The organism is Nonomuraea sp. NPDC059023, assembly GCF_042740095.1.
Lineage (GTDB): Bacteria > Actinomycetota > Actinomycetes > Streptosporangiales > Streptosporangiaceae > Nonomuraea.
In genome coordinates this window covers 243,686-256,253 of the sequence record NZ_JBHYIO010000008.1, presented here as the reverse complement: position 1 = coordinate 256,253, position 12,568 = coordinate 243,686, and the positions used below count along the sequence as shown (strand labels likewise).

Annotated in this window: 13 protein-coding genes; 6 read left to right on the top strand and 7 right to left on the bottom strand. The window is 71.0% G+C overall.

Annotated elements, in window-relative coordinates:
• The first annotated feature begins 2 nt into the window (after window positions 1–2).
• From ACFWYW_RS16795 to ACFWYW_RS16785, 3 genes are read left to right on the top strand one after another with little or no spacing between them, the layout of a single operon-like run.
• Window positions 3–695, top strand: coding sequence for an ABC transporter ATP-binding protein (locus ACFWYW_RS16795; RefSeq protein WP_379610299.1), 693 nt, complete (start codon window positions 3–5; stop codon window positions 693–695).
• Window position 696: 1 nt separating this feature from the next.
• On the top strand, window positions 697–1,677 hold the full coding sequence (locus tag ACFWYW_RS16790; RefSeq protein ID WP_379610300.1) for an ABC transporter permease subunit: 981 nt from the start codon (window positions 697–699) through the stop codon (window positions 1,675–1,677).
• Entirely contained in the window at window positions 1,674–2,738 is a 1,065-nt protein-coding gene (locus ACFWYW_RS16785; RefSeq protein ID WP_379610302.1) for an ABC transporter permease, read from the top strand. Before ACFWYW_RS16790 ends, ACFWYW_RS16785 begins: the two co-directional genes overlap by 4 nt.
• Here ACFWYW_RS16785 and ACFWYW_RS16780 read toward each other — a convergent pair.
• A complete protein-coding gene (locus tag ACFWYW_RS16780; RefSeq protein WP_379610463.1) occupies window positions 2,728–3,354 on the bottom strand; it encodes a hypothetical protein in 627 nt (208 codons plus the stop codon). The genes ACFWYW_RS16785 and ACFWYW_RS16780 overlap by 11 nt on opposite strands.
• Window positions 3,355–3,374: 20 nt before the next feature.
• Between ACFWYW_RS16780 and ACFWYW_RS16775 the strand changes: the two genes are divergently transcribed.
• A complete protein-coding gene (locus ACFWYW_RS16775; RefSeq protein WP_379610303.1) occupies window positions 3,375–3,548 on the top strand; it encodes a hypothetical protein in 174 nt (57 codons plus the stop codon).
• Here ACFWYW_RS16775 and ACFWYW_RS16770 read toward each other — a convergent pair.
• Window positions 3,524–5,077 (bottom strand): ABC transporter substrate-binding protein, encoded by a 1,554-nt coding sequence (locus ACFWYW_RS16770; RefSeq protein WP_379610304.1) that lies wholly within the window; start codon window positions 5,075–5,077, stop codon window positions 3,524–3,526. The genes ACFWYW_RS16775 and ACFWYW_RS16770 overlap by 25 nt on opposite strands.
• A 162-nt stretch (window positions 5,078–5,239) precedes the next feature.
• On the opposite strand from ACFWYW_RS16770, the gene ACFWYW_RS16765 reads away from it, so the two are divergent.
• Window positions 5,240–7,129 (top strand): nitrate- and nitrite sensing domain-containing protein, encoded by a 1,890-nt coding sequence (locus tag ACFWYW_RS16765; protein ID WP_379610305.1) that lies wholly within the window; start codon window positions 5,240–5,242, stop codon window positions 7,127–7,129.
• The gene (locus ACFWYW_RS16760) at window positions 7,122–7,478 is read left to right on the top strand and encodes a DUF742 domain-containing protein (protein ID WP_184959987.1); all 357 of its coding nucleotides are present in this window, start codon (window positions 7,122–7,124) and stop codon (window positions 7,476–7,478) included. The genes ACFWYW_RS16765 and ACFWYW_RS16760 overlap by 8 nt, the downstream gene beginning before the upstream one ends.
• Window positions 7,479–7,484: 6 nt before the next feature.
• Here the strand turns inward: ACFWYW_RS16760 and ACFWYW_RS16755 are convergent, their stop codons facing one another.
• Genes ACFWYW_RS16755 through ACFWYW_RS16735 form a run of 5 tightly spaced genes read right to left on the bottom strand, consistent with a single transcriptional unit; the run spans window position 7,485 to window position 12,538 of the window.
• Window positions 7,485–8,351 carry an ABC transporter ATP-binding protein gene (locus ACFWYW_RS16755; protein ID WP_379610306.1) on the bottom strand — a complete coding sequence of 289 codons (867 nt, stop codon included), beginning with the start codon at window positions 8,349–8,351 and terminating at the stop codon, window positions 7,485–7,487.
• Window positions 8,348–9,076 carry an ATP-binding cassette domain-containing protein gene (locus ACFWYW_RS16750; protein WP_379610307.1) on the bottom strand — a complete coding sequence of 243 codons (729 nt, stop codon included), beginning with the start codon at window positions 9,074–9,076 and terminating at the stop codon, window positions 8,348–8,350. Before ACFWYW_RS16750 ends, ACFWYW_RS16755 begins: the two co-directional genes overlap by 4 nt.
• Window positions 9,073–9,918: an ABC transporter permease gene (locus tag ACFWYW_RS16745; RefSeq protein WP_379610308.1), complete on the bottom strand. Its 846-nt coding sequence runs from the start codon at window positions 9,916–9,918 to the stop codon at window positions 9,073–9,075. Before ACFWYW_RS16745 ends, ACFWYW_RS16750 begins: the two co-directional genes overlap by 4 nt.
• The gene (locus tag ACFWYW_RS16740; RefSeq protein WP_379630159.1) at window positions 9,915–10,931 is read right to left on the bottom strand and encodes an ABC transporter permease; all 1,017 of its coding nucleotides are present in this window, start codon (window positions 10,929–10,931) and stop codon (window positions 9,915–9,917) included. The genes ACFWYW_RS16745 and ACFWYW_RS16740 overlap by 4 nt, the downstream gene beginning before the upstream one ends.
• Window positions 10,931–12,538, bottom strand: a complete 1,608-nt coding sequence (locus tag ACFWYW_RS16735; protein WP_379610310.1) for an ABC transporter substrate-binding protein — start codon at window positions 12,536–12,538, stop codon at window positions 10,931–10,933. The genes ACFWYW_RS16740 and ACFWYW_RS16735 overlap by 1 nt, the downstream gene beginning before the upstream one ends.
• Window positions 12,539–12,568: the final 30 nt, after the last annotated feature.

Here is a 12,568-nt window from a genome sequence, read left to right as displayed (position 1 = left end):
TCATGGCGGTGTTAACCGTCGAGGGACTGCGCAAGAGCTATCGCGATCTGGTGGCCGTGGACGGCCTCGGCTTCGCCGTACGGGAAGGAGAGACCTACGGCCTGCTCGGGCCGAACGGCGCGGGCAAGAGCACGGCGATCTCCATGATCGTCGGCATCCTCTCCCCTGACGCGGGCAGCGTGAGCGCGCCGCCCAAGGCGCGCGTCGGCTACGTCCCGCAGGAGCTGGCCGTCTATCCGGACCTGACCGCGCGGGAGAACCTCCGCTTCTTCAGCGGCATGTACGGCATGCGCCGCGCCGAAGCCAAGTCCAGAACCGCCGAGATCCTGCGGCTGGTCGGCCTGTCCGACCGGGCGGACGAGGCGGTCGCCAAGTACTCGGGCGGCATGCAGCGCCGCCTCAACATCGCCGTCGGCCTGCTCAACCGCCCCAGCCTGCTCGTCCTCGACGAGCCCACGGCCGGCGTCGACCCGCAGAGCCGCAACGCCATCCTCGACAGCGTCCAGCGGATGACCGGCGAGGGCCTCGCGGTCCTGTACACCACGCACTACATGGAGGAGGCCCAGCGCCTCTGCGACCGCGTCGGCATCATCGACCACGGCCGCCTGCTGGCCGAGGGCACCCCCGCCGAGCTGGGCGAACCCGACCTGGAAGCGGCCTTCCTGCGCCTGACCGGCCGCGAGCTGAGGGACTGACATGCTGCGTATCCTGCTCAAGGACCTGCGCCGCCGCTCGCGCGACAGCATGCTGCTGGTCTTCGGGGTGGTGCTCCCGCTGGGCATGGCGTTCGTGTTCGGCGTGGCCCTGTCCGGCGGCTCCCAGCCCCCCGGCCGGTACGGCGTTGCGGGCCCGTCGGCCGCCGAGTTCACCCAGCGCACCGGCCTGCCGGACCTCAAGCCCGTAGCCGACACCGCGCAGGCCAGACGGCTGGCCGAGACGAACGAGCTCGACGCCGTCTTCGTGGTCTCCCCCACCGGGATCGAGGTCGTCGGCAGCGTGGACGCGCCGCTGGCCGTCCAGGTGGCCAGGGAGGTGGCCGAGTCGTACGCGCTGCCGGGCAGCCAGAACGTCCAGGTGACGCAGGACGCGACGCTCGGCACCCGCGAGCTCGACACGCGCACCTACCACGCGGCGGGCGCGGCGATGTTCTTCGCGTTCTTCGCGGTGATGCTCAGCGTCACCGGCCTGTTCGAGGAGCGCCGCAACGGCACGCTGGCCCGCCTGCTGTCGATGCCGGTGCCGCGCGCCTCGATCCTGACGGCCAAGCTACTGGTCGGCGTCATCGTCGGCCTGGCCGGAATGGCGCTGCTGGTGGCCGCGACGACCCTGCTGCTCGGCGTGCGCTGGGGGCCGCTCGCCGGGGTGGCCGCGCTGGTCGCGGCGGGCGTGCTGGCCGCGACCGGCCTGATGACCGCCCTGGCCTCCTTCGCCCGTACGGCCGAGCAGGCCGCCAACTGGCAGTCCGCGACGGCAACGGTGCTCGGGCTGCTGGGTGGCTCGTTCTTCCCGGTGGCGCCGGAGCTGAGCATGTTCACTCCTCATCACTGGTTCCTGGAAGGGCTGGCCGAGCTGCGGGGCGGCGCCTCGATCCTGCCCGCGCTGGCCGTCCTGCTCGCGGTCGCCGCGCTCACCTTCCCCGTGGCGGCCGTCCGTGTCGGAAGGATGGTGGCGCCGTGAAGGTCGCGTTGATGGCCGGGCTCAACCTGCGCCGGATGTTCAAGGACCGCACCAACATCTTCTTCGTGCTCGTCGCCCCCTTCCTGCTCATCCTGGTACTCGGCCAGCTCTACGGCGGCGGCCAGCAGCTCAAGCTCGGCGTCGTGGCCGGGCCGGGCGCCCCGTCGGAACGGCTGGCGAGCGCCCTGGCCTCGGGCGGCCGGGTCTCGGTCGAACGGCTGGGCGACGAGGGCACGCTGCGCGAGGCGGTCGAACGCGGGCGGCTGCACGCGGGCCTGGTCATCCCCGCCTCCTACGACAGCGGCGGCGGGACGGTTCACCACCTGGTCCGGGCGACCGACGTCAAGAGCCACGACACCGGCACCTGGATCCGCTCGATCGTCCGCCAGGAGGCGGCGCGCGGGCAGCCGTCACTGCCGGTCCGGGTCACCGCGGCGGGCACGACGCCGTTCCCCGAGGGGCTGAACGCCTACGCGATCGCGGCGCCCGGCCTGCTGCTCATGTTCACCTTCCTGACCTCGCTGACCGCGGCGCTGGGGCTGGTGGAGTCGCGGGCGATCGGGGTGACCGCGCGGCTGTCGGCCGGGCCCACGCGGCTGCGTACGATCATCGCCGGCGAGGCGGCGGGGCGGATCACGATCGCGCTGTTCCAGGCGGTGCTGATCATGCTGGGGTCGATGGCGCTGTTCGGGGTCTCGTGGGGCGACCCGGCGGGGGCGCTGGCGGTGCTGCTGGTCTTCTCGCTGGTCGGCGGCGGGGCGGGCATGCTGCTGGGCGCCGCGTTCCGCACGCCGGGGCCGCCGATCTCGCTGGCCATGGTCCTCGGGCTCGGGCTGCCGACGCTGGGCGGCGCGACGATCCCGCTGGAGTCGTTCTCCGAGCCGATGCGGACGCTCGCCTATTTCACCCCGCACGCGTGGGGCTACGACGCCTTCGCCCGGCTCGTCCGGCACGGCGACGGCCTCACGGGCGTGCTGCCGCAGCTCGCCGTGCTCGGCGCCCTCGCCGTCGTGCTGTTCGCCCTGGGCACGTGGCGGCTGCGGCGGGCGCTCAGCGGGTGAGCTCGACGCCGACGGTGATCTCGTTGCCGAGCTTGTGCCCGAGCATGAGGTCGAGCTCGTCGCCGCTCCAGAAGCGGCCCGGGTCGTACCAGTTGGGCCGCTTGCCGCCCGGCAGCAGGCCCATCTCCTCGTAGGTCACCGCCACCACCTCGGCGCAGTAGGCGCTTTCGAGCGTGCGGTCCTTGACTCGGCCGCGCAGCTGGGGGACGCGGCCGCGGGCCCAGCGTCCGGCCAGGCGGGCGGTGGACGGGAACGGCGTGCCGTCCAGCCTGGCCACCGCGCGCAGGGCGGCGTCCTCCATCTCGGGCGTGGCCTGCGGCTCAAGCTGGCGCAGCCAGGCGCGCTGGCCGTAGCGGTCGGCCCAGACCGTCACCGCGTCGCGCAGGTCGTGCAGCTGCACGCCGCGGTGATGGGTGCCCGACCACAGGTCGAGCAGCGACTTGCCCAGCTCCGCGTGCCACATCATCGGCGGCATGTCCTCGGCCACGATCGCCATCCCGACATGGTTGACCGGGCTGTTGGTCATCGTCTGGATGGCGCGGTCGGGAACCGAGCGCCCGCGGAAGATCCACAGATCTCCCGTCCTGGTGACGTTCACAGCCTCATCGAGAGTCAGCACATTGTTAGCCTAAGCACATGCGCTGGTGGAAATGGCTCGGACTTGCCGGAATCGCGGGAGTCGCGGCGACCGGAGTGGTGATCGCGCGGGACGAGCGGCGCCGCCGCGCCTACACGCCCGACGAGATCAGGACGCGCCTGCGCGAACGGGTGGAAGCGGAGTCCGCTCAGGCCGACGGCCGCAGGTCGTAGACGAAGACCACGTCCGGGTAGGCCGGGTTGTCGTCGTACCCGGCGACGGCGCCCAGGTAGGCCCGCTGGTAGTTGACCACCCAGGGGAAGGCCGCCACCGCCCGCTCGTCCAGCAGCCTGCCGGTGAGCTGCCTGAAGCTCTTCTGGGCGGCCGGGCGGTCGCTCACGTTGAGCACCGGCAGCATGTCGATCATGCTGTCGGCCGCGGGGTCCTTGAGGTAGGTCAGGTTGAAGACCGGCGGGGTGCGGCTGCGGAAGACGTTGCCGAACCACGAGTAGCCGTCGGCGTAGTCGGGCCACCAGTACATGACGAAGATGTCCTGGCCCTGCTTCTTGCCCCGGTCCCACTGGGGGATCCAGGGCATCGGCCGGGCGTCGAGCGTGACGTTGAGCGTGCGCAGCGTCTCGGTCAGCCGCCGGGCGAGCGTGGCCTGGTCGGCGTCGCCCTCGGCGTAGGTGAGCGTGAGCTTGAGCGGCCGGCCGCCGGGGCCGTAGCCCGCCCGCTGCAGCAGTTGCGCGCTCATGGCGAGGTCCTGACGGGGTATCCGCCCGCGCTGATGTCCCGGCAGCCCTTCCGGCACGATCCCGCTCGCCGGTACGGCGGAGCCGTCCAGCGCCCTGATCAGCCCCCGGTAGTCGACCGCCTTCTGCACCGCCTTGCGGAGCCGGACGTCGCGCAGCGGCCCGTCGGCGGTGTTGAACAGCAGCATCGCGGTCTGCAGTGACGGCATGGAGGCGGTCCGCACGCCGGGCGTTCTGGTGGCCCGCGCGTACAGCCGGGGGCTGAGCCGGTTGACGAAGCTGACCTCGCCTCTCTGGAGCAGTTCCCAGCGGCGGCGCGGGTCGGGCACGACGCGGTACTTGACGGTCCGGTAGTGCGGGCGGTCCCATCCGCCCCAGTAGCCGGCGAAGGCCTTGAGCGTGAGCTCGTTCTCCTCGCCCTTGCGCCAGCTCGCGATCGTGTAGGGGCCGGAGCCGGCGTCGGTCCTGCCGTCCTTGACCTGGCCGACGGCGGCGGTGTCGTAGATGTAGGCGGCGTAGGCGGCCGAGGCGGTCAGGTCCAGCGGGGCGGCGTACTTGAGCTGGAAGGTCACGGTCAGCGGGCCCGGGGCCTGGATCGACTCGACCGCGTCCCAGATGTAGGAGGCGCCGGCGCCGGACTTCATCGTCCGCTCGACGGCGGCCTTGACCGCGGCGGCGTCGAGGGGCCTGCCGCTGTGGAACTTCACTCCAGGGCGCAGGGTGAACGTCCAGGTCTTGCCGTCGGAGCTGGCGTTCCAGGCGGTGGCCAGGCGGGGGCCGGCCTTCTTGGTGACCGGGTTCCAGACGGTCAGGGTCTCGTAGATGTTCTGCAGGGCGATGATCTCGTTGGAGTACGAGGTCGCCGGGTCCCAGTCGGTGACGACGTCCAGGTTCTGGGCGTAGACGAAGGCGGCTTCCCCGGGGGGCGCCTGCCGTACCTCAGGAGGGGGCGCCGAGCACGCCGCGATGGTGAGTGCCAGCGCGGCCGCTGCGAGACGACGGCGCATGCATCTCCCCTGTGACCGATGTTGCGCCTGAAACTACTGCAAGATGACGCCACGGATGCCCGAAAGTCCTGAAAAATAGGGAATTCTGGTGATCGAATTGCTATCCTCAAGGCTTGTCCCGTCCGGGGTTTCCAGTTGGGGACCGGCCGGAGTGAGGTGTCAATGACCCGCAGCAGAACGATCCGCATGAAGATCGTCGGTCTGCTGCTGGTTCCGCTCATGTCGATGGTGGTGTTGTGGGGCGTGATCGCCGCGGTGACCGCGGGCGAGAGCCTGGAGCTCAGGGAGTACACCACGCTGTGGTCCAACCTGCGCCATCCCGCCTATCGCCTGATCAGTGAGATCCAGCGCGAACGGCTGGCTTCGACGCGCCTGCTGCGCTCCGGCGGCAGCATGGAGCGTTCGTCGGCCAACGCCCAGCGCGCCCGGACCGACCAGGCGGCCGAGGAGTTCAAGGTCCAGACCGCCAAGTCGAAGGACGCCTCGCCCTCGATCAGCTCCCAGGTCGACCAGGTCCTCATCCAGCTCGGGCGGCTCGACGCGCTCAGGGGCGAGATCGACGCCGGTCTCACCGCGCGCGTGCACGCCATCGAGACCTACAGCGCCATGATCGACTCGCTGTTCGGCCTGCACCGGCGGGTCGCCTTCGTCGACGACATCCCGATCTACGAGCAGTCGCGCATCGTGATCGACCTCGGCTACGCCAAGGAACTGCTCACCAGGGAGCAGGCCGTCGCCTCCGGCCCGACCACCGCGCAGGAGCGCCGGATCTTCACCCAGCTCGTCGGCAACCGGCGCTTCCTCGTCGACCAGTCCGTCGCCGAGCTCGACCCGGTCATGCGCGACGCGCAGGTGGCCCTGCTCACCTCGCCGCTCTACCAGCGCATGCGGGTGATGGAGGACCAGATCATCGCCGGGCGCACCCCGGAGGGCTGGGTCGCCACCACCGAGTCGCTGTCGAAGTCGTTCCAGGACTTCCAGATGACCGCCTCGCAGATGCTCACCGCGCGCGCCGCCCCCGTGGCCGACTCGGTGCTGCTGCGCGCGGTCATCCTGGGCGGCACCGGCCTCGCGCTCGTGATCGTGTCCATCGTGATCTCGATGCGCGCGGGAAACCGGCTGTCCAAGGAGCTGGCCACGCTCCGGCTGGCCGCGCTGGAAGTGGCGCAGGACCGGCTGCCCCAGGTCGTCGAGAAGCTGCGCAAGGGCGAGCAGATCGACGTGCCCGAGGTGAAGGTCGCCAGCACCACGACCGAGATCGACGACGTCGGCCAGGCCTTCTCCACCGTGCAGAGCACCGCCGTCGAGGCCGCCGTCGGCCAGGCGCAGCTGCGCGAGGGCGTCGGCCACGTCTTCCGCAACCTGGCCAGGCGCAGCCAGACGCTCCTGCACCGCCAGCGCATCCAGCTGGAGGGCATGCAGCACAAGGCGACCGAGCCGGACGCGCTGGACGACCTGTTCCGCCTCGACCACCTCACCACCCGGATGCGCCGCCACGCGGAGGGCCTGATCATCCTGTCCGGCGCGACGCCCGGCCGCGGCTGGAGCAAGCCGGTGCCGCTGCACGACGTGGCCCGCGGCGCCACCGCCGAGGTGGAGGACTACCAGCGGGTGGCGGTCGAGCCGATGCCCAGCCACGCGCTGGCCGGGCCGCTCGTCGGCGACGTCATCCACCTGATCGCCGAGCTCATCGAGAACGCCACGGTGTACTCGCCCCCGCACACCCCGGTGATGGTGCGCGGCGAGGCCGCCGCCCGGGGCTTCGCCATCGAGGTGGAGGACCGGGGGCTCGGCATGAGCCCTGAGGAGCTGGCCGACCTGAACACGCGCCTGGCCAGCCCGCCCGAATTCGACCTTGCCGACAGCGACAGGCTCGGCCTGTTCGTCGTCGCCCGCCTGGCCGCCAGGCATGACATCCGCGTGACGTTGCGCGGTTCACCATATGGAGGGACCACCGCCATCGTGCTGATCCCGGCAGAGCATGTGACGCAGCAGAGCGAGACGCCGGCCGAGCCCACCGCCCGCCCCATCAAGGTGGTGCGCGGTGAGTGACGAGCGCTGGCTCGACGAGGACGCCGGGCCGATCGTGCCCGCGTACCTCCTCACCCGCGGGCGTACCGTCCCCGCGAGCGAGGCCATCGACCTGATCGCGGTGATCATCACCGCCGGGGGCCTCACCCCGCCGATGGGCCTCGGCCCCGAGCACCTGATCATCATGCAGAAGTGCACCAAGCCCACCCGGCTCGTGGACGTGGCCGCCGAGCTGAACCTGCCCATCGGCGTCGTCCGGGTCCTGGTCGGCGACCTGCACGCCCAGCAGCTCGTCCAGGTCGAGCACCCGCCCCCCGCGCCCGACAAGCGGGTCCTGCTGGAGGTGATCAGCGGCCTCAAGGCCCTGTGAGCGGCCTTAGGACCCGGCGAGCACGTCCTCCGCGCGGTGGCAGGCCACCGTGCGGCCCTCCCCCACCGCACGCGTTTCCGGCGCGCGCTCACACTCCGGTACGGCCAGCGGGCAGCGTGACCGGAACGGGCACCCCGTCTCGGCGGGCGGAGCGCTGGTGCCCGCCTGGGGCGGCTGCCCGCCCAGCGTGGGCACGGCGTCCCTGAGCGCCCTGGTGTAGGGGTGGGCAGGGGCGGCGAGCAGCTCCACGGTCGGTCCTGACTCGACCACCCGCCCGGCGAACAGCACGTGACTGGTCCTGCACAGCCTGCCCACGACGGCGAGATTGTGGGTGATCAGCAGACGTTCGGTGTCCAGCCCGGCCAGCAGGTCGAGCACCTTGGCCTGCACGGTGACGTCCAGGGCGCTGGTGGGCTCGTCGAGGATGAGCAGCTTCGGGCCGACGGCCAGGGCGCGGGCGATGACGACGCGCTGGCGCTGGCCGCCGGACAGCTCGTGGGGCCGGCGGACGGCCAGGGCGGGGTCGAGGCCGACCTGCTCCATGAGCTCGCCGACGCGGTCCCGGTCGGGCAGGCCCTCGGCGATCGAGGCGCCCACGCGCCTGCGGGGGTTGAGCGACTCGGCCTGGAAGACCGGCTGGACGTCGCGCCGGAAGGCCCGCATGTCAGCTTTTTTCAGGTCTTGCGTGCCGTACCAGATGGTGCCCTTCTGAGGCTTCAGGAGGCCGAGGAAGGCGCGGGCGAGCGTGGTCTTGCCGGAGCCGCTCTCGCCGATCAGGCCGACGCCGCCGGTGGTCACGTCCAGGCTCACGTCGTGGACGACGGACTGCCTGCCATACCCCAGCGTGAGGTCTTGCGCGCGCAGGATCGTCACGGCGTGGCCTCCAGCAGGTCGCGGGTGTAGGGGTGGGACGGGTCGGCCAGGACGCGCGCGGCCGGGCCCGACTCCACGACCTCGCCGTCCTTCATGACCAGCACCCGGTCGGCGATGGTGCTGACCAGGGCCAGGTCGTGGGAGACGAGCAGAATGGCCAGGTCGCGCTCGCGCTGCAGGCGGCGCAGGACCGTGATCACCTCGGCCTGGACGGTGACGTCCAGGGCGCTGGTGGGCTCGTCGGCCAGGACGACCTCCGCGCCCAGGGCGATGGCCAGCGCGATCGCGAAGCGCTGGGCCTGGCCGCCGGAGATCTCGTGCGGGTAGCGGCGCAGGATCGCCGGGTCCAGCATGACCGCACGGACCGCCGCCACCGGGTCGGCGGTGACGCCGTGGAGCTTCAGCGCGCGGCGCATCAGCGTGCCCAGGCGGGTGGTCGGGCTGAGCGCGGCCTGCGGCGACTGCATGACCAACGCGGCGCGGGCGCCTCTGATCGCGCGCAGCTCGCGCGGCGAGGCCGTGCGCACGTCCAGGCCGCAGACGTTGATGCTGCCCGAGACGTCGGCGTTCTCGGTGAGGCCCAGCAGCGACATCAGCGTCGTCGACTTGCCCGAGCCGCTCTCCCCCACGATCGCCACGCACTCGCCCGCGGCCACGTCGAGTTCGGGGACGCGGGCAACGGTCCGCGCGCCGTAGCGGACCTCCAGGTCACGTACCTCGATCATCGCACCACCCTTCTCGGGTCAAGCGCGTTGCGCAGGCCCTCGCCCAGCACGTTGAAGGCGAAGGCGGTCAGCACGATCGCCAGGCCGGGGAAGGTGACGACCCACCAGTTCGTGGTGAACAGGGTCTGGCCCTGCTCGACCATCAGGCCCCACTCCGCGGTCGGCTCGTGCGCGCCGAGGCCCAGGTAGGACAGGGCCGCGGCGGTCAGGATCACGCCACCGGCGTCGAGCGAGACCTGGACGAGCACGGGGGTCAGCGAGTTGGGCAGCACGTGTCGCGCCACGATCAGCGGCGCGGGCACGCCGAGGCACCGGGCGGCGTCCACGTACGGCCGGTTGGCCACGGAGGCGGCGACCGAGGCGGCCAGCCGCGCGTACCAGGGCCACCAGGTGACCGCGATCGCCACGATCACCGTGGTGACGCTCGGCTGGAGCACCACGGCCAGCGCCAGCGACAGCAGCAGCGCGGGGAAGGCCAGGAAGATGTCGGTGATCCGCATGATCACGTCGCGCAGCCAGCCGCCCGCGTAACCCGCGATCATGCCCAGGCTGACGCCGACCAGCGCGGAGGCGGCCAGCACGGCCACGGCGATGCCCAGCGAGGTACGCCCGCCGTACAGCACGCGGGTGAACACGTCGCGGCCCACCTGGTCGGTGCCGAACCAGTGCTCGCCGCTCGGCGGCAGCAGCGCCTCCAGCGGTTTGGGTTCGTCCACCGGGTACGGCGCCAGCCACGGCGCGAAGAGCGCGGCCAGCACGACCAGGACGATGAGCACGGCCCCGGCGGCGGCGAACCGGTCGGGCATCCTGGGCAGTGTCCTGCGCAGTTCCGCGGCCTTCATCGGGCCCTCGCCCTCGGGTCCACGACGCCCTGCAGGAGGTCGACGGCCAGGTTGCTCAGCACGTACACGATCGCGATCATCAGCGTGATCCCGGCGATGGCCGGGGTGTCGAGCGAGCGGATCGAGTCGACCGCGTAGCGGCCGAGGCCGGGCCAGTTGAAGACCGCCTCGACCAGGAAGCCGTTGACCATGGCGTAGGCGAAGACCAGGGCGATCAGCGACAGCACGGGGTTGAGCGCGGCCCGCAGCGCGAACCTGGTGAGGATCTTGGACTCGGAGAAACCCAGGGCGCGCTCCAGCCTGGCGTGGTCCTGGCCCGCCTCCTCGATCAGCGCCGCGCGGGTGAGCTGGGCGATCACGCCGGCCGGGTAGGCCGCCACCACGAGGGCGGGCAGGACGAGGTGCTGCAGCGTGCTGGTGAAGATGGGCCAGTTGCCGGTGATGAGCGCGTCCACGATCGTGATGTTGGTCCAGAGGGTGAGCGGGCTGGTGGTGTCCAGGCTCCCGTCGTACTCGCCGGCCACGGGAAACCAGCCGAGGTTGCTGGCGAAGACCGTCTGTACGGCCAGGGCCAGCCAGAAGACGGGGACGGAGACGGCCAGCATGGAGCCGACGCGTACCCCCAGGTCCGGAAATCTCGTCTTGTAGCGGGCGGCGAGCACGCCGATCGGGATGCCCAGCGCGATGGCCAGGATCAGCGCCGTCCCCACCAGCTCCAGCGAGGCGGGGAAGGCCGTCATCAGATCGTCGCGGACCGGTCGCCTGGTGTGCAGGCTGGTGCCCCAGTCGCCGGTCACCAGGTCGCGCACGTAGTTCCACAGCTGGACCGGCACCGGGTCGTCCAGCCCGAAGCGCGCCCGCGCCGCCGCCAGTTCCTCCGGCGAGGCCTTCGGCCCCGCGAAGGCCACCGCCGGATCGCCCGGCACCAGCCGCATGATCACGAAGGTGAGCGTGACCACGCCGGCCACGACCAGGAGAGCCTGGCCGAGCCGGCGGAGCAGGTAACGCCACATCAGCGTGACAGGTTGTAGAAGAACACCACGTTCGGGTAGGCCGGGTTGTCGACGTAGCCCTTCACGTCGGCGGTGAGCGCGCGCTGATAGGTCTGCACGTACGGCACCGCCACCGCGGCCTTCTCCTGGATGATCTTCTTCTGCAGCTCGGAGTAGACCTGGTCGGCCTTGAGCTGGTCGGTGGCGGTCAGCTCGGGCAGTGAGTCGATCGCCTTGTCGATCTCGGTGTCCTTCAGGTACGACAGGTTGAACTCAGGCTGGTCCTTGCTGCGGAAGACGTTGAGGAACCAGCTGTAGGCGTCTGCGTAGTCCGGGTACCAGTACATGACGAAGACGTCCTGGCCCTTCTTCTTGCCCAGGTCCCACTGCGCCTCCCAGGCCATCGGCTTGGCCTCGACGGCGACGTTGACGTTCTTCAGCGCCGAGCTCAGCAGCGTGACCAGGAGCTTCTGGTCGTCGTCGCCCTGGGCGTAGGTCAGCTTGAGCTTCAGCTCCTCGTTGTCGGGACCGTAACCGGCCGACTGCAGCAGCTCCTGCGCCTTGCCCAGGTCCTGCTTGGCCTCCAGGCCGGAGACGTGGCCGAGAAGCCCCTGCGGGACCAGGCCGCTGCTCTTGGTGCCCGCGCCCTTGAGCGCCGCGGCCAGGCCGTCGTAGTCGATGGCCAGCTGCAGGGCCTGCCGTACCGCGGCGGACTTGGTGGGGCCCGACTCGGTGTTGAAGAGCACCAGCAGGTTCTGGAACGACGGCGTCTGCTTCACCTGGACGCCCTGCGTCATCCCGGCCTGCTCGAACAACTGCGGGTTGAGCCGCTGCACGTAGTTGACCTCGCCGCGCTGCAGCAGTTGCCAGGCGGTGGTGAGCTGCGGGGTGACCCGGAAGGCGACCTTCTTGTACTGGTCGGGCTTCCACCCGCCCCAGTAGCCCTCGTACGCCTTCAGCGTGAGCTCGGTCTCCTTGCCCTTCTGCCACTGGTCGATCGTGTACGGGCCGGTGCCGCCGTCCTTCTTGCCGTCCTTGTCCACGCCGTCCACGTCGTAGATGTAGGCGGCGTACCCGGCGGAGGCGACGAGGTCGAGCGGCGTGGCGTACTTGAGTGTGAACTTCAGCGTGGCCGGGTCGACGGCCTCGATGGTGTCGACGGCGCTCCAGATGTAGGCGGGGCCGCCGTTCATCTTGATCGTACGCTCGATGGCCTTCTTGGCCGCCTCCGCGTCCATGGGCTTGCCGGTGTGGAACTTCACGCCCTGACGGAGCTTGAAGGTCCACTCCTTGCCGTCCTTGGCCGACGTCCACTCGGTCGCGAGGCGCGGCTCCGGCTTCTTCGTCTCGGCGTTGTACCTGGTCAGGCCCTCGTAGATGTTGGACATGGCGACGATCTCGTTGGAGTACGAGGTGGCCGGGTCCCAGTCGGTGACCACGCCCAGGTTGGGCGAGTAGACGAAGGTGGCGTCGTTCTGCTTGGGCGCGGCCCCGCCGGTGGCGGCGGCCGACTCGCTGGGCCCCGGCGTCCCGCCGGCTCCGCGCACCTGTCCGCCCGCGCAGGCGGAGGCGGTCAGAGCGACGGCGCCGGCGACCCCGGCGACGGCCAGTCGCTTGTGCCAGTGCATATATGGGGTCCTTTCAATGGGTTTCGTCCG